The organism is Microbispora sp. NPDC046933, from assembly GCF_040644635.1.
In the GTDB taxonomy this organism is placed as follows: domain Bacteria; phylum Actinomycetota; class Actinomycetes; order Streptosporangiales; family Streptosporangiaceae; genus Microbispora.
In genome coordinates this window covers 168,176-184,991 of the sequence record NZ_JBEYWW010000015.1, presented here as the reverse complement: position 1 = coordinate 184,991, position 16,816 = coordinate 168,176, and the positions used below count along the sequence as shown (strand labels likewise).

The following is a 16,816-nucleotide window of genomic DNA, read 5'->3' as shown; positions in this document are numbered from 1 at the left end:
ACGGGGACGCCTGAACATCCCCCGGCGGCACGTGGGAGAAATGCGGCGGTAACGCGGCGGGGCGATGATGGTCACGGTGCGCAGGCGGGTGGTTATCGTGCGCCAGGGGGATCGCCGCGGCGACGCGGCCCCCCGCGGACGACGCCCGGCCGGGCCGGCGCCGGGTGGCGACGACCGGTGCCAGGACAGCGGCCGCGGACCGGCGGCGGACCGGCGGCGGACCCGCCGCGGGATCGGCCGCGGATCGGGCGGTGTGAACAGGAGGATGACGAGATGCGCCAGTTGACGGCACTCGACGCGCAGTTCCTGAGCGTGGAGTCGGCGACGACCGCGGCCCATGTGGCGGGCGTCGCCATACTCGACCCGTCGACCTCTCCCTCCGGCACTCTGACCAGGGAGGCGCTGCTCACCCTGCTGCGCGAGCGGCTGCACCTCGCCCCGCCGCTGCGGATGCGGCTGGCCGACGTGCCCCTCGGGCTCGACCGGCCGTACTGGCTGGACGACCCGGACGTGGACCTCGACGCACACGTGCACGAGGCCACTCTCCCGGCGCCCGGCGGGGAACGGGAACTGGCGGCGTACGTGGCGGGCGTCCACGCGCGGCGGCTCGACCGGCGGCGGCCGCTGTGGGAGGCGCACCTCATCCACGGCCTGGAGGGCGGCCGCTGCGCCCTCTACACGAAGGTGCACCACTGCGCGATCGACGGCGTGTCGGGCTCGGAGATCCTGACCGCGCTGCTCGACCCGTCGCCGCAGCCGCGCCGGGTGGAGGCGCTCCCGGCCCCGGCGCCGCAGCAGCCGCCCGGGCTGCTCGCGATGCTCGCCGGAGCGATCACCCGGTCGATCGTCCAGCCGGTGGAGACGCTGTGCTCGCTCGCCCGCGCCGCCGCGGACCTGGACACGATCCCGGTGGTGGCGGCGCTGCCCGACGCCCGGCTCGTGGCCCAGGCCGCCCGCGCGCTCGCGGGGGACTCGCGCCCGCTGCCCGAGACGCCGCCGCTGGTCGCGCCGCGTACGCCGTTCAACGGCCCGATCTCCGGGAGGCGGGAGGTCGCCTTCGGCTCCGTACCGCTTGCGGAGGTCAGGAGGGTGGCCAGGGCCTTCGGCATGGGCCCGAACGACGTGGTGATGACGCTGTGCGCCTCGGCGCTGCGGCGCTGGCTGGTCGCCCACGACGCGCTGCCCGACCGGCCGCTGGTGGCCGCAGTGCCGGTGGCGTTGCGATCGCCGGGCGCGGGTGGGTCGTCCCCGGACGCCGCGGACGGGCGGGTCGGCAACCGGATCTCAGCCATGATCACGCCGCTGGCCACGGACGTCGCCTCCCCCAGGGAGCGCCTGGCGGCCGTCCGCTCGGCGCTGGCCGCCGCCAAGCGGCGCTTCGCCGTCTCCCACCGCACCTGGCTGGACGACGTGTGCGCGATGGTGCCGAACGCCTTCGCGGCGCTGGCCACGCCGGTGGTGTTCCGCCTCGCCGGGGTCGCGGGGGCGGGTGTCAACCTCATCGTGTCGAACGTGCCCGGTCCTCGCCTGCCGCTGTATCTGTGCGGCGCCCGTATGCTCGCCTACCACCCGCTGTCGGTGGTCACCGACGCCACCGGGGGGATCAGCATCACCTGCGCGTCGTACGACGGCCGGCTGGACTTCGGCGTCGTCGCCTGCCCGACCCGGCTGCCGGACGTCTGGAGCATGATCGACCACCTGCGCGAGGCGATGGACGAGCTTCTCGCCCTGCTCGATGACGCCTCACACGTTCAGGCCCCCCATGACCAAGCCCTCCACGACCCGGCCCCCCACGACCCGGCCCCCCACGACGACGCGGCTCCCGTACGACCCCGGCAGGAGCGGGAGGAGCGGGAGGAGCGGGAGGAGATGGTGCCCGCCTGACCGTCGGGTCGTGCCGGAGGCACGCCAGAAGCACTCATGCCGGAGGCACGCCAGAAGCACCCGTGCGGAGGCACGCCAGAAGCACTCATGCCGGAGGCACGCCAGATGCACTCGTGCCGGAGCGTGCCGGGAAGGAGCGCAAGGGGCACGGCCCTGTCAGTGCAGGGCGTTGGCGATCAGCTCCGCGACCGCGTCGGGGTCGATGTGATGCCCGGTGAGCAGGCAGATGCTCTCCTGGTACAGCAGGACCGCGGCGAAGGTCGCGGCGGCGGCCTCCAGCCGGGCGGCGTCACCGCGCCCGCCCGGCAGGGCGAGCTCCAGGGCGAACCTGGCCCGGCGGATGATCTCGGCGTTCAGGCGGCCCAGGCGCTCCCGTACGGACAGGTGGGTGTCGGCCTCCCGGAACAGGATGCGCCGCATCGCGGGGGACGCGCGCAGCGGCAGCCTGCGGGCGAGCCTCGACAGTGCTCCGGCCGCGTCGCCGGGGACCGCCTCGACCTCCTCCTCGATCACCACGGTGCGCTCGTCCACCAGCGAGATCAGTACGTCGATCTTGCGGGGGAAGTAGTGGAAGACCAGGCCCTTGGGCACGCCGGCGAGTTCGGCGATGCGCGCGGTCGGCGTGGCCTCGTAGCCGCCGCCCGCGAACAGTTCCTCGGCGGCGTCGAGGATGCGGGTGCGAGCGTCGCCGTCGGGCGGCTGCTTCCTTCTCCGCGAGCGGGACCACGCCTTGGCGGTCTGGAGAGGGCTGTCCACGGACCGAACCATAACCAGAGTGGGTGCCCCAACACCATGACGCGAGGGACAGGGCAGGCATACGCCCGGCCGCGGTCCTCCCCGGTGGAGGGTGGCACAGCGCCCGCGCAGCGGGGCGCATAGGGACACAGCGCCCGCGGAGGCGGGCCCATGGGGTCACAGCGCCCGCGCGGCCGGGCGCGTGGGGCGCCGGCTCCCCGGCGGCGGTGGGTGGCACCGCCGGGAGGCCGGCGAGGTGTGGCCGGGAGCCGGCGTCAGTGGCTCGTGGCCTGCTCGGCGCCGAGGCCGGTGAGCGAGCGGACCTCGATCTCGGCGTACTTCGACGCGTTGTACTCCTTGCTCAGGATCGTGCCGAGGTAGCCGCACAGGAAGCCGATCGGGATCGAGAAGATGCCCGGGTTCGACAGCGGGATCAGGTGGAAGTCGGCGTCGGGGAACATCGCCGTCGGCGCTCCGGAGACGACCGGAGAGAAGATCACCAGCACCACGGCGGAGATCAGGCCGCCGTAGATGGCCGAGACCGCGCCCGCCGTGTTGAACCTCTTCCAGAACAGGCTGTAGAGGATCGCGGGCAGGTTGCCCGACGCGGCGACCGCGAAGGCCAGCGACACGAGGAAGGCCACGTTGAGCGACTGGGCGAAGATGCTCAGCGCGATCGCGATCGCGCCGATCACGAACGCGGCGACGCGGGCGACCACGACCTCCTGGCGCTCGGTGGCGGCGCCACGCTTGAACACGTGGGCGTACAGGTCGTGGGCGAAGCTGGAGGAGGACGCGAGGGTCAGGCCCGCGACCACCGCGAGGATCGTGGCGAACGCGACCGCCGCGATGACCGCCAGCAGGACCGTGCCGCCGACGTCGCCGAAGATGTCCTGGCCCACCTTCTGGGCGAGCAGCGGAGCCGCCGTGTTGCCGGCCTTGTCGGCCGCGGCGATCGTCTTGGAGCCCACCAGGGCGGCGGCGCCGAAGCCGAGCACCAGCGTCAGCAGGTAGAACACGCCGATGATGCCGATGCCCCACAGGACCGACTTGCGCGCGTCCCTGGCGGTGGGCACCGTGTAGAAGCGGATCAGGACGTGCGGCAGACCGGCCGTGCCGAGCACCAGGGCCAGGCCGAGGCTGATCAGGTCGATCTTGCCCCAGGTGCCCTGGGCGGCCGTGCCGTACTTGAGGCCCGCGTTGAGGAAGGCGTCGCCCTTGCCGCTCTGGGTGGCGGCGTCGCCGAGCAGCCCGGACAGGTTGAAGCCGAACTTGCCGAGCACCAGCAGGGTGATCAGCGCGGCGCCGACCATCAGCATGACGGCCTTGACGATCTGCACCCAGGTGGTGCCCTTCATGCCGCCGAACACGACATAGATGATCATCAGCAGGCCGACCGCGATGATCGTCCAGATCTTGCCGGCCTCGGAGTGCACGCCGAGCAGCAGGCCGACGAGCGCGCCCGCGCCGACCATCTGCGCGAGCAGGTAGAAGATGCTGACGACGATCGTGGACACTCCGGCCGCCGTACGGACAGGGCGCGGCGACATCCGGAAGGCCAGCACGTCGGCCATCGTGTACTTGCCGGAGTTACGCATGAGCTCGGCGACCAGCAGCAGCGCCACCAGCCAGGCGACGAGGAAGCCGATCGAGTAGAGGAAGCCGTCGTAGCCCGACAGCGCGATGATGCCGGCGATGCCGAGGAACGACGCGGCCGACATGTAGTCGCCGCCAATGGCCAGGCCGTTCTGCAGCCCGCTGAACGATCGCCCGCCGGCGTAGAAGTCCGAAGCGCTCTTGGTGTTGCGGCTGGCCCAGAATGTGATCGCCAGCGTGCCGGCGACGAAGACCAGGAAGAGGATCGTGGACAGCGTCTCGTGACTCACTTGGCGCCCTCCCCGACCTCGTCACGGCTCTCGGCCCCGCCACGCAGTTCGTCGGCGATCGGGTCGAGCTTGGCCGCCGCGTGCCGCGAGTACGCCCAGGCGATCAGGAACGTCGACACGAACTGCAGCACGCCGAAGACGAGGGCGACGTTGATGTTGCCGAACAGCTTGGTGCCCATGAAGTCCCGGGCGAAGCCGGACAGCACCACGTAGAGCAGGTACCACACCAGGAAGGCGATGGTCATGGGGAAGGCCCAGGACCGGTAGCGGCGGCGCAGCTCCTGGAACTGCTCACCCGCCTGTATACGCTCATAGACCGATGGATCGTGCTGGACGGTCACAAGATCTCCTTCGGCAAGTGATCTGGATCACTTCAACGTAGGAGCGCGGCGCGTCCGCCGACGAGTCCCGACGCCCGCCGAGTCGCCCAGCCGTACCGCCCGCTCGTTCACATGGCGCATCCGTGCGACGAGTGGTCGGTTGCACGCGCCGAGCGGTCACGCACCGCGTTACATGAAACGCCCGCCGCAGCGAAGCGCCGGGCTACATGAAACGCGGGGCTACATGAAACGCGGGCGCCAGTCGCCGCGGTCGACGTTCAGCGTCTCCGGCGTGTGCAGGCGGACCATCGTGCGCGCCACGCCACGCGGCACCCGCGACGGCGTCAGCAGCGACACCACCACCATGACCGTGAACGACACGGGCACCGTCCAGGCCGCCGGCTCCGCCAGCAGCGACCCCGCCCATCCGGTGTGCGGGCCGCCGGTGATCGTGATCACGACCGCCGCGCAGGCCAGCCCTCCCCCGGCCAGCAGCCCGGCCATCGCCCCCGCCGTCGTCAGCCTGCGCCACCAGATGCCGAGCACGAGCAGCGGGCAGAACGACGAGGCGGCCACGGCGAACGCCAGCCCCACCACGGTCGCCACCGGCAGCGAGCGGGCCACACCCGCGAGCGCGAACGGCACGAGCACCGCGAGCACGGTCGCGACGCGGAACGCGCGCACTCCGCCGCGCAGGATGTCCTGCGCGATCACGCCTGCGACCGACACCGTCAGGCCCGACGAGGTCGACAGGAACGCCGCGAACGCCCCCGCGGTCACCAGCGCGGTCAGGAACTCGCCCACCGGCCCGCCGACCAGCCGCCCCGGCAGCGCGATGACGACGGTGTCGCTCTCCGGCATGCCGTAGACGTGGCCGAGGTAGCCGTACACCGCGGGCATCAGGTAGAAGGCGCCGAGCAGCGTCAGCACGACGAGCGTGGTGCGGCGGGCTGCCCGGCCGTCCGGGTTGGTGTAGAAGCGCACGAGCACGTGCGGCAGCCCCATCGTCCCGAGGAACGTCGCCAGGATCAGCGAGTACGTCTCGTAGACCGGATGCTCGCGGCCGTGCAGCGGCAGCGCCCACTCGTCCCCCGGAGCGAGCCCCGGCGTCCCGTCGGACCACCAGGCCACCAGCATGAACGCGAGCGGCACCGCCAGCGCGGTCAGCTTCAGCCAGTACTGGAACGCCTGGACGAACGTGATCGACCGCATGCCGCCCGACAGCACGTTCGTCGCGACCACCACCGCCACCAGCAGGCTGCCCGTCCACGGCGGCGCCCCGGTGATCGTACGGAAGACCAGCCCGGCGCTCTGGAACTGCGGCATGAGGTACAGCCAGCCGATGAGCACGACGAGCACGCTCGACAGCCGCCGCACCGCCATCGACTCCAGCCGCGCCTCGGCGAAGTCGGGCAGCGTGTACGCCCCCGACCGCCGCAGCGGCGCCGACACCAGCACCAGCAGCACGAGGTAGCCGCCGGTCCAGCCGACCGGCAGCCACAGCATGTCCGCGCCGAAGGTGAGGATCAGCCCCGCGATCCCGAGGAAGGAGGCCGCCGACAGATACTCCCCGCCGATGGCCGAGGCGTTCCACAGGGGCGACACCGTGCGGGAGGCGACGTAGAAGTCCGACGTGGTGCGGGACACGCGGATGCCGAAGGCGCCGATGAGGACGGTCGCCAGCATCACGAGGACGACGGCGGCGATCTGGCTCACCGGCGCACCGCCCTCATCCGTGTACCGCCCGCACCGCTCTCATCGGCGTACCGTTCTCACGGCGTACCGATCTCATCGACGTTCCACGAGGTCGGCGAAGTCCCGCTCGTTGCGCTCGGCCTGCCGCACGTACAGCCAGGCGCCCCCGACGAGCGCCGGGTAGATCAGCCCCGCGAGAACGACCCACGGCAGCGGCAGCCCGAACAGTTCGGCCTCGCGCAGCTCCGGGGCCAGCAGGAACAGCAGCGGCAACCCGCCCACGACGCAGGCGAGCAGGGTGCACACGAACAGCGCCAGGCGGAACTGGGTCCGCACCAGGGAACCCATGTAGACCTCGCCCAGGCGGGTCTGTTCGTCGATCTCCCGGGTGAGCGGGTGCCGCGGCCTGCGGGCCGCCGCCGTGCGCGGGCTGGTCACCGTCACCCTGCGGGGTTTGCCGGTCGTCGCCGCCCCCTCGCCCTGTCCGCGCGTGCCGGCCGCCGCCCTGCGGGGCTTGCCGGTCATCGCGCCCTCACCGCCCGCTCACCGGGTCTGGCCCCTGCGGGCCCGGCGGACGAGCAGGTCGCGCAGCTCCCGGGTGTGGCGGCGGCTCACCGGGATCTCGGTGTCCCCCACCCGCACCACGCACTTGCCCGAGTCGATGTGCAGCTCGTCGATGTGCTTGACCGCGACGAGGTGGCTGCGGTGGACGCGCAGGAACCCGGCCGACGCCCAGCGTTCCTCCAGCGTGGCCAGCGGGATGCGGACCAGGTGGCTGCCGGTCGCCGTGTGCAGCCGCGCGTAGTCGCCCTGCGCCTCGACGTACCGCACCTCCGTGCTCGCCACGAATCGGGTGACGCCGCCCAGCTCGACCGGGATCGTGTCCGCCTGCGGCCCCTCCCCCGGCTCGCCCCGGCTGCCGCACACCCGGCGGATCGCCTCGGCCAGCCGCTCCGGCCGTACGGGCTTGAGCAGGTAGTCCTCGGCCTTCAGCTCGAAGGCGTCCACGGCGTGGTCCTCGTACGCCGTCACGAAAACGATCTTCGGTGGGCGGGTGAACTGGGTCAGCAACCGGCCCAGCACCACGCCGTCGAGCCCGCGCATGCGGATGTCGAGGAAGACCGCGTCCACCGGCCTGCCGTCCGCGATGGCGCGGTCGAGCAGCCGGAGCGCGGCGGCCCCGTCGCGGGCGGTGAGCACGTCGCCGATGCGGGGATCCGCGCGCAGCAGGTAGGCGACGTCCTCCAGCGCGGGCTGCTCGTCGTCCACCGCCAGAACCCGCAGACCGCTCACGATCACCCCTTTCACCGACCGATCCCCTAGAGAGTGATGACCACAACGTCGGTAAGTCAACGCCTCCCCATCACGACCGCATCACGGCTGGGATCGCGGCGGTCCGAGGTCAGCCCGGACGGCGGAGCAGCGCCCTGGGGTCGAGCGTCACCCGGAACGGCTCGTCGAGCGTCACCGGCTCACCCATCCGCACGTCGTGACGCTCGCGATACTCTCCCGCGGCGAGCTCGAAGACGATGAGGCGCGGCTCCGCGTGGTCGAGGCGGACCACCCAATAGAAGGGGATGCCGATGCTCGCGTAGACCTGACGCTTGGTGATCATGTCACGGGTGATCGCGTCCTTGCCGGTGATCTCGGTGACGATCAGAACGTCCTTCCCCTTGAGCAGGTCGTAGCCACCCTCGGCCACCCTGCCCGGCACGGTGACGAGATCGGGGCTGCGGTAGCCGGGCAGCGGACCTGGGACGTCGACGTCGACCGGCCCGATGGTGATCAGATCCAGCCCGGCATCCTCTGCCGCGTCATCGGTCAGGCCCGGACACTGGGGTGGTATTTGGGGATCCGTACGGTGACCTTGGTGCCGGCGCCCTCGGCGGTCTCCACGACGAGGCCGTACTCGTCGCCGTAGACCTGGCGCAGCCGCTCGTCCACGTTGGCCACGCCGATGCCGCCCGCGCCCGAACGGTCCTCCCCGGCGAGCACCCGCCGCAGCCGTTCCGGGTCCATGCCGACGCCGTCGTCCTCGACGGTGATGCCGCACTCCGCGCCCGCGTCCTCGGCGACGATCGTGATGCGGCCCACGCCCGGCTTGGCCTCGAGGCCGTGCCGTACGGCGTTCTCCACCAGCGGCTGCAGGCACAGGAACGGCACGGCCACGGGCAGCACCTCCGGCGCGATGCGCAGCGTGACCTGGAGCTGGTCGCCGAACCTGGCCCGTTCAAGGGTGAGGTAGCGGTCGATCGAGCGCAGTTCCTCGGCCAGTGTGGTGAAGTCGCCGTGCCGCCGGAAGGAGTAGCGGGTGAAGTCGGCGAACTCCAGCAGCAGTTCCCTGGCCCGCTCGGGGTCGGTGCGGACGAACGACGCGATGGTGGTCAGCGAGTTGTAGATGAAATGGGGCGAGATCTGCGCCCGCAGCGCCCGGACCTCCGCCTCCATCAGCATCGTCCGCGAGCGGTCGAGCTCGGCCAGCTCCAGCTGGGAGTCGACCCACCGCGCGACCTCCTGCGCCGCCCGCACGAGCCCGGCCGAGGCGTGGTCGCCGTACGCCGCGAGCGAGCCGACGACGCGGTCGTCGGTGGTGAGCGGGACGACGACGGCGTGCCTGACGGGGCACTCGGGCCGCGGGCAGTCGAGCGCCAGCACCTGCGTGCGGCCGTCCTTCAGCGTCTCCGCCGCGTGCTCGAACGCCTCGGCGGCGTGGTGGTCGCCCGCGCCGTCGTAGACGAGCAACTCCTCGCCGTTGGTGATGGCGATGGCCGGGGATCCGAGCAGCTCGCGCAGGTGCCGCGACGCCTTGAGCGCCCCGGCCTGGGTGAGCCCGGCGCGCAGCGGCGGCGCGGCGAGCGACGCGGTGTGCAGCGTCTCGAAGGTCGCCCGCTCGGCGGGGCTGCTGCCGAGGTCGCGCCGGCCGCGCAGCACCCGCCACAGCACGACCGCCGGCACGGCGACCAGGACGGCGACGACGAGCGCGGTGACGACCGGTTCCACGCCGCCGCAGCCTACTCCGCGCCCGCCGCCCGCCCGCCGGCGCGGCGGTGAACGGTCCTCATCGCGCGCCGGGGCGCACGGCCGCCCGTTCCCCGGGCCTACCGGGCGGGCGTCTTGCGGACGAACGCGGCGACGGCCTCACCCAGCTCGCGGCCCGCGTCCTCCTGCAGGAAGTGGCCGGCGCCGGCGATGACGGGGTGGTCGAGCCCGGCCGCGCCGCGCATGGACTTCTTCAGGATCGGCGCCATCCCGCCCGTGATGGGGTCGCGGTCGGAGAACGCGACGAGGAACGGCAGGTCGAGGGTGACGAGGGTCTGCCAGGCGGCGCGGTTGGCGGGGGCGGCGGGGTCGCCGGGGGTGATCGGCACCAGGCCCGGCATCGCCCGCGGCCCCGCCTTGAACTCCTCGGAGGGGAACGGCGCGTCGTAGGCACGCCGTACGGGCCCGGACAGCTCGGTGACGCAGCCCGACTGGACGAACCGGGCGATGTCGAGCACGGGCGCCTTCTCGACGGCCTCCCGGAATCGGTGCCACACCTCGGGCATCGGGATGTCGCCGGTCGGCAGGCCGGTGTTGGCGGCGACGACCCGGGCGAAGCGGTCCGGGTGCTCGGCGACGAGCCGCAGCCCGATCAGCCCGCCCCAGTCCTGGCCGACCAGCGTCACGCCGCGCAGGTCGAGCGCGTCGAAGGCGAGCGACCGCACCCACTCCACGTGCCGGGCGTACGTGTGGTCCTCCGGACGGGACGGCTTGTCCGAGCGGCCGAAGCCCACCAGGTCGGGGGCGATCGCCCGGCAGCCCGCCGCGGCCAGCACGGCCATCACGTGGCGGTAGAGGAACGACCAACTCGGCTCCCCGTGCAGCAGCAGCACCGGCGGGCCGTCCGCCGGCCCCGCCTCGGCGTACGCCATCCGGGCGCCTCCGGTCACCTCGGCGTAGCGGGGTTCGTAGGGGAAGCCGGGCAGGTCGGCGAAGCGTTCCTCGGGGGTGCGGAGAAAGTCCATGCTCTCTGCCTTTACGTCGTAGATTCGCGAACGGGTTCGGCGTGCTCTGCGCCTCGGACGGAGGGCAGGCGGTCGGGCCCGGGAGACGGTCTCAGCGGAGTCCGGCCGCGGGAGGCTCGTCCAGCGCGGCGCGGATGCGGGCGGTGTAGTCCTCGATCTCGGCGTCCCCGTCGTACTTCACGCGGGGCCAGAAGAAGCCGCGCAGGCCGTCCTTGCGGTTGCGCGGCACGACGTGGACGTGCAGATGGGGCACGCTCTGGCTGATCCGGTTGTTCATCGCGACGAACGTGCCGGCCGCGCCCGTGCCCGCCTCGACCGCTCGCGCGACGGCCTGGACCCGGGCGAAGAACGGCCCGACCTCCTCAGGCGGAAGGTCCGGCAGGGTCTCGACGTGGCCGCGCGGCACGACGAGCACGTGCCCCTTGAACACCGGCCGGGTATCGAGGAAGGCCGCCGCGACCTCGTCGTCCAGCACCACGTGGGCGGGCCGCTCCCCCGCCGCGATCTCGCAGAAAACGCAGCCGTCCACCGTCACCAGCCGAGCATGGCGTCGCCCTCGACGAGGGCCTTGGCGATGATCAGCCGCTGCACGTCGTTGGTGCCCTCCCCGATCGCCATGAGCGGCGCGTCCCGGTAGAGACGCTCGACCACGAACTCCTGCGAGTAGCCGTACCCGCCATGGATCCGCATCGCCTCCATCGTCGCCCTGAGGGCCACCTCCGAGGCGAAGTATTTCGCCATCGCGGCCTCGCTGCGCACCGGCCCCGCCTCCGACCGCACCGCGGCCCAGTACGTCATGAGCCTGGCCGCCTGGATCTCGGTCGCCATGTCGGCCAGCTTGAGCTGGATCGCCTGGAAACCGGCGATCGGCTGCCCGAACGCGTGCCGCTCACGGGCATAGTTCAGGGCCGCGTCGTAGGCGCACTGGGCGACGCCGACGGCCCGGGCGGCGATGTTGAGGCGGCCGAGCCCGAGCGCCGACAGCACCTGCCGCATGCCGTGGCCCTCCACACCGCCGAGCAGCCGCGACGCCGGCACGCGCACGCCGTCGAGGACGACCTCGCACGTCTCGGTGCCCTTGTAGCCCAGCTTGGGCAGGTCGCGGCTGACGGTCAGGCCCTCGCTGCCGGCGTCCACCAGCAGCACCGACATCCCGCGATGGGCGGGCGTCTCGATCGAGGTCTTCACCAGGACGGGCAGCGGGTCGGCGTGCCGCGCGTTGGTGATCCACGTCTTGGTCCCGGTGACGACGTAGTGGTCGCCGTCGCGGACCGCCCGGGTGGCGATGCCCTGCAGGTCGGTGCCCGCGCCCGGCTCGGTCAGCGCGATCCCGGTGCGGCGGGCGCCCGTGGCCAGGTCGGGCAGGTAGTGGCGGCGCTGCTCCTCGGTGCCGTATTCGGCGATCATCCAGGTGGACAGGGAGTGGGAGCCGAGGATCCCCGCCACGCCCATCCAGCCCCGGGCGATCTCCTCGAAGACGAGGGCGAACGACACCCGGTCGAGGTCGAGCCCGCCGTACTCCTCAGGGACGGTGATGCCGAACAGCCCCAGTTGCGCGAACCGCCGGACGATCTCCTCCGGGTAGCGCCCCGTGCGCTCCCACTCGGACGCGACCGGGACGATCTCCTTGTCCACGAACTCGCGCAGCGTCCGCCGGAACAGCCGCTGTTCCTCGTTCAGCTCGAAGTCCATCAGGCCTCCATCGGGCCGGTCCTGGCACGCGGGAAGTACCCCTTGTCGTGGGGCGCGTCGCGCTTGTAGACCATCACCGCGCGCCGCCAGGACATCACCTCGTCCCCGTCCTGGTTCAGGCCCCGGGTGCGGCAGGTGACGATGCCGGCGTACGGCCGGGACCTCGATTCGCGCTTTTCCACCACGATCGACTCGGCGTACAGCGTGTCGCCCACGAAGACCGGATGGGTCAGCCGGATCTCGTCCCAGCCCAGGTTCATCATGGCCGTCTGGCTGATGTCGATCACCGACAGCCCGAGCACGATCGCCACCGAGAGCCCGGAGTTCACGATGATCTTCCCGACCGGAGCCCGGGCGGCGAAGTGCGCGTTGAAGTGGTTCTGGTTGGTGTTCATCGTCAGCAACGTGAACCAGGTGTTGTCGGCCTCGCTGATCGTCCGGCCGAGCGGGTGCTGGTAGACGTCGCCGACCACGAAGTCCTCGTAGTAGCGCCCGATGCGGGCCTCATGGACCGTCACACCAGAATACTATTCTGGCCCCTCCCGGCGGTCACGGTCCGGACGCCCCATCGTCGTCCGCGTGAGCGCCGCCCCGGCGGGGCGGCAGGTCGTAGGCCAGGCCCATGACCTTGCTGGCTAACTCGTTCTCACGATGCTAGGTCGAGTTCGGCCAGTTCAAGGCGGGCGAGGTGGCTGGTGTGACCTCGGTCGAGCGGATGTCCGTTCCACCAGGCGTCCAGGCGGATGAGGTTGAGGGCGACCGCTGAGAAGACGTGTTCGAGGTGGACCTTGTTGATGCCGCGGTAGCGGGCGCGGCGGATGCCGGTGACCGCGATGGCCTGTCGTATGGTGCCCTCGACACCAGCGCGGATCTTGTACTTGTCCTGCCATTGCTTGCTGGTCTGCTCGGCGCGCGCGGAATCGAGGGCCTGCTGGAAGGCCTGCGGGCGGAGGGTGAGTTGGCGGCTGCCGCGTTTGGAGGTGGTGCATTGCGTACGCACCGGACATGGGCGGCAGGACGTGGCGGGGAACATGACTACGATTGCGTCACTGCCGCGCTGGAGGCACCGGCTCCACGAGGCGCTGGCCTGTCCTTGGGGGCAGGTCACCCGCTGGTTGTCCCAGTCGACGGTGAACGCGGTGCGGTCATACCCGGCCTGGGCGCGAGCCTGAGGCGATTGATCCAGGAGTACGGGCGTAATGAGTGTCAAGCCGTAGGCCTCGCACGCGCCGACGATCAGCTCCGCCGAGGCGTAGCCGGAGTCGACATAGTGCTCGTGTGGCAGCAGCCCGCGTCGTTGCAACCCCTGATGGACCTTCTCGGTCGTCGCCACATCGGGCACGGTGGCGTCCGTGGTCGCCACGTTCGTGATCAGGTTAGGCGGCGCGATCGCCTGGCCGTCCGTGCCGTCGTTGTCCCCGACAACGTCGGCGTCGGCGTGGCAGGTCTCGCTGATGTGGACCTTGTAACCGTTCCAGAACAGGTCATCACCCTTGGCCGCCCACCGGGTATCGGTGTCATAGGGGGAGGTCAGACGCCATCTGCCGGGCGGTAGTCCCTCTCCGCCGTCATCGAGGGGCCGCCGCCGCTTGACCACCTCCCGCCCGCTGTTGCCGGTGGTCCGCACATAGTTTTGGATCAGCATCACCCGCAGCGCGTCGACCGCGGGCACCTGCCGCAGCCAGGCCGGGGAGAACGGCGCATAAACCGCCGCGACCAGCGCGTACCCGTCGCTGCCGTAGGCGCGGGCCAGTTCCTCGCGTTTGGTCTCCGAGGCCGGCAACCGCCACGAATCGATCCGGGACCGGTAGCGGTCAGCCCATCCGGGCAGGTCAAGCATCTCCTGCACCCAGCGCGGCGCGGCGGCTGACAATGCTTCCAACGCCGCTCGCACGCACTCGCCGGCCAACTCCAGCCGGTTCAGATCCCGCACCGCGCTGATCACATGGGTGGAGTCGGTGCGCTGCTTGCCGCCCGCCTTGAGCAGACCCCGCTCGATGAGGGCGGTCACCAGCAGGTCCAGGACCAGTTCCTCCAGCCCGTGTGCGACCACGCGGGAGCGGAACTCGCTGAGCACCGATGCGTCGAACCCAGGGTCGTCCAACTCCAGGCCGAGCGCGTATTTCCAGCTCAGGTCCGCGCGGACGGCCTCGGCGGCCTGCCGGTCGGTCAGGTTCTCCACCCGCTGGAACACGGTGATCAACGCCAGCCGGCCGGGTGACCAGCCGGGTTTGCCCTCAGCCCCGAACGCGCCCGCGAAGTGGGCGTCGGCGAACAGTTCGCCGAGTTCGTCGCGGACCCGGACCGGCAACGGCGGCTGCCGCTTGCCCCGGTACATGGCCCGGACCGCCCGCGCGACCTCGGGGCACGGGTTCGGGCCACGATCTCGGCTGCAGCGACATCGGTTAACTCCATCCGCAGCCGATAACGGGGGTGAAATACGGCCGCGTACGGCATGACCCCGGACACAACTGCCCTGATCACGAACCATCGCCCGCGTGTCGCGAGTTAGCCAGCAAGGTCGAGGGGGCCCATGTCGCAGGAGCGTCGCCCGTCGCCGGCTTTCAGCGCTTTGGCGCGCTGGGCGATCTTTTCGACGAGGGTGTCGGCGATGTCGCCGACCGCGACGAGTGCGGAGATTGCCATGCAGCGTTCGCCTGCTGAGCCGAAGCCGGCGTTGATCGCCTGGTCCGCGGCGAGATCAAGGTCGGCGTCCGGGAGGACCACCATGTGGTTTTTCGCTCCGCCCAGTGCTTGCACGCGTTTTCCGTGTGCGGTACCGGTTTCGTAGACGTACCGGGCGATCGGGGTCGATCCCACGAAGGAGATCGCTTTGACGTCCGGGCTGGTGAGCAGGGCGTCGACGGCGGTCTTGTCGCCGTTGAGGACGTTGAAGACGCCGTCGGGAAGGCCCGCATCCTTCCACAGTTCCGCCAGCCACAGGGCAGCGGTCGGGACCTTCTCCGAGGGCTTGAGCACCACGGTGTTTCCCGCGGCGATCGCGGCCGGGAAGAACCACATCGGCACCATGGCAGCGACGAGCCGGCCGTGGCCGTCGACGGACAGCGGGGCATCACGGGTGTGACACGGACAGGTCTTTCTGCTTGGCGGATGTGTTGGTCGCACTTCTCATCCTGCCGCTGAAAGACCCGTCTCCGCGCTTAGGCTCCGTCAGCCGTCACCAACGTCATGCCCCGCAACACCTAGTACTCCAGTGACACATTGAGATCATGGTTGGGATCTTCGCTGGTAGTGGCATCGGCGGGCGGTGGCTTGATGGCGGCGTCGCCAGTGTGACCAGTGCAGGATCTCCTCGGTCCGGCGGTGTCGGGTGAGGGTGAGGGCGGCCAGCAGGCGGCGGATCTCGGGCATGGTCAAGGGCAGATGTTCGTGGTCGTCGTCGGGCTGGGAGGCGGCCAGGGCCGCGGGGAAGGCCAGGGCGAGCATCGCCAACGTGATGTGGCGATACAGCCGTCCCAGCTGCGGACCTGGTAGTGGTCCAGCCCGACCTGGCCCTTGGCGGCCTGGAAGGACTCCTCAACCGTCCAGCTGATGCCGGCGATGCGCACCAGGGCGGCCAGTGGTGTCGGCCGGGGTGCGTAGCAGCGGTAGAAGGCCAGTTCCCCGGTGGCCACATTGCGGCGGATCAGCAGCCACCGGTGACCGGGCCGGTGGGTGTCGATGCGGGTCCAGGCCCAGGCATACCAGCGGTGCCCTTTGGCGCGCGCCCGGCGCTGTAGCGGTGCCGGTGCGCATCGGGGACGTGCGCGGCGATTTGGGCGGCCTGCCAGTCGAGGCCCTCGCACCGCACCCGGATCGTGCCCGCGATCACCAGCACCCTGCCGCGCTTCGAGCAGGGCGCGCAGGCGCGGGTCCTGGCCGTAGACCTCATCACCGGTCACCCAGGGCGCGTCGATCCCGGCGTCCAACGCGGCGGCGATCATCTGCGCGGCCAGGGCGAGTTTGGTGGCGAAGGCGATCTCGTCCGGCACCCCGGCGGAACGACACCGGCTCTGGTCGGCCCGCCAGGAGTGCTCAGGCAGGTACAGACGGCGATCGATCAAGGCCCGCCCGCGCGGGGTGGCGTAGGCCAAGAACACACCGACCTGGCTGTTTTCGATCCGGCCGGCCGTACCGGTGTACTGGCGTTGCACCCCGGCCGATCGGCAGCCCTTCTTGAGGAAGCCGGTCTCATCGACGATCAGCACTCCATCGCCGCCGAGGTGTTCGCTCACGTAGCCGCGGACGTCGTCGCGTACGGCCTCGGCGTCCCAGCGCGCGGTGCGCAGCAGGCGCTGCATGGTCTGCGTGCCGTTCAGCCCGGCGTGTCCGGCCAGGTTCCAGCAGTTCTTCCGCTCGACGCCGGACAGCAGGCCCCGGACGTAGGCGTTCGCCGCGCGACGCGGCTCGATGCGGCCGAACCGATGCGCGATCCGCGTCATCAGCTCATTGAGGGTGACGATCCAGTGGTCAGGGTCTACGCTGTCGGCCACGGCCATCACGCGATCTTCAGATGTCTTCACAAACTCCGAGTGATCACGTGGTGGCCGTTCCCATGCCACCTGAATCGCGAAGATCGCGAAGTGTCACTGGAGTACTA

The 16,816-nt window shown here is 71.1% G+C and carries 14 protein-coding genes and 2 pseudogenes; 1 reads left to right on the top strand and 15 read right to left on the bottom strand.

Translation table 11 applies throughout. From position 1 onward, the window contains the following. The first annotated feature begins 273 nt into the window (after positions 1–273). A complete protein-coding gene (locus ABZ857_RS21635; protein ID WP_357045511.1) occupies positions 274–1,884 on the top strand; it encodes a wax ester/triacylglycerol synthase family O-acyltransferase in 1,611 nt (536 codons plus the stop codon). A 156-nt stretch (positions 1,885–2,040) separates the two neighbouring features. Here ABZ857_RS21635 and ABZ857_RS21630 read toward each other — a convergent pair whose 3' ends face one another. From ABZ857_RS21630 to ABZ857_RS21560, 15 genes and pseudogenes are all read right to left on the bottom strand, one after another. Further along, a complete protein-coding gene (locus ABZ857_RS21630; RefSeq protein WP_357045509.1) occupies positions 2,041–2,640 on the bottom strand; it encodes a helix-turn-helix domain-containing protein in 600 nt (199 codons plus the stop codon). 254 nt (positions 2,641–2,894) lie between these two features. Beyond that, entirely contained in the window at positions 2,895–4,505 is a 1,611-nt protein-coding gene (locus ABZ857_RS21625; RefSeq protein WP_357045506.1) for a cation acetate symporter, read from the bottom strand. Next, positions 4,502–4,846, bottom strand: a complete 345-nt coding sequence (locus tag ABZ857_RS21620) for a DUF485 domain-containing protein (RefSeq protein ID WP_357045504.1) — start codon at positions 4,844–4,846, stop codon at positions 4,502–4,504. Before ABZ857_RS21620 ends, ABZ857_RS21625 begins: the two co-directional genes overlap by 4 nt. A gap of 219 nt (positions 4,847–5,065) precedes the next feature. Continuing rightward, complete coding sequence (locus tag ABZ857_RS21615) at positions 5,066–6,541, bottom strand: cation acetate symporter (RefSeq protein ID WP_357045502.1); 1,476 nt, start codon at positions 6,539–6,541, stop codon at positions 5,066–5,068. A gap of 72 nt (positions 6,542–6,613) precedes the next feature. Then, positions 6,614–7,045 carry a hypothetical protein gene (locus ABZ857_RS21610; protein WP_357045500.1) on the bottom strand — a complete coding sequence of 144 codons (432 nt, stop codon included), beginning with the start codon at positions 7,043–7,045 and terminating at the stop codon, positions 6,614–6,616. 18 nt (positions 7,046–7,063) lie between these two features. Continuing rightward, on the bottom strand, positions 7,064–7,813 hold the full coding sequence (locus tag ABZ857_RS21605) for a LytTR family DNA-binding domain-containing protein (protein WP_357045498.1): 750 nt from the start codon (positions 7,811–7,813) through the stop codon (positions 7,064–7,066). 109 nt (positions 7,814–7,922) lie between these two features. Next, positions 7,923–8,345 carry a Uma2 family endonuclease gene (locus ABZ857_RS21600; RefSeq protein WP_357045559.1) on the bottom strand — a complete coding sequence of 141 codons (423 nt, stop codon included), beginning with the start codon at positions 8,343–8,345 and terminating at the stop codon, positions 7,923–7,925. After that, complete coding sequence (locus ABZ857_RS21595) at positions 8,342–9,520, bottom strand: histidine kinase (RefSeq protein ID WP_357045496.1); 1,179 nt, start codon at positions 9,518–9,520, stop codon at positions 8,342–8,344. The genes ABZ857_RS21600 and ABZ857_RS21595 overlap by 4 nt, the downstream gene beginning before the upstream one ends. Positions 9,521–9,618: 98 nt before the next feature. Then, positions 9,619–10,524, bottom strand: a complete 906-nt coding sequence (locus ABZ857_RS21590) for a haloalkane dehalogenase (protein ID WP_357045494.1) — start codon at positions 10,522–10,524, stop codon at positions 9,619–9,621. A gap of 91 nt (positions 10,525–10,615) precedes the next feature. After that, the gene (locus tag ABZ857_RS21585) at positions 10,616–11,059 is read right to left on the bottom strand and encodes an HIT family protein (RefSeq protein ID WP_357045492.1); all 444 of its coding nucleotides are present in this window, start codon (positions 11,057–11,059) and stop codon (positions 10,616–10,618) included. Then, a complete protein-coding gene (locus tag ABZ857_RS21580) occupies positions 11,056–12,216 on the bottom strand; it encodes an acyl-CoA dehydrogenase family protein (protein ID WP_357045490.1) in 1,161 nt (386 codons plus the stop codon). The genes ABZ857_RS21585 and ABZ857_RS21580 overlap by 4 nt, the downstream gene beginning before the upstream one ends. After that, positions 12,216–12,734: a MaoC family dehydratase gene (locus ABZ857_RS21575; RefSeq protein ID WP_357045489.1), complete on the bottom strand. Its 519-nt coding sequence runs from the start codon at positions 12,732–12,734 to the stop codon at positions 12,216–12,218. The genes ABZ857_RS21580 and ABZ857_RS21575 overlap by 1 nt, the downstream gene beginning before the upstream one ends. A gap of 128 nt (positions 12,735–12,862) precedes the next feature. After that, positions 12,863–14,554: an IS1182 family transposase gene (locus ABZ857_RS21570; protein ID WP_357045487.1), complete on the bottom strand. Its 1,692-nt coding sequence runs from the start codon at positions 14,552–14,554 to the stop codon at positions 12,863–12,865. 188 nt (positions 14,555–14,742) lie between these two features. After that, positions 14,743–15,249, bottom strand: a pseudogene (locus ABZ857_RS21565) (aldehyde dehydrogenase family protein); the annotation flags it as partial. A 195-nt stretch (positions 15,250–15,444) separates the two neighbouring features. Continuing rightward, positions 15,445–16,658 (bottom strand): annotated as a pseudogene (locus tag ABZ857_RS21560) (IS701 family transposase). Positions 16,659–16,816 lie beyond the last annotated feature (158 nt).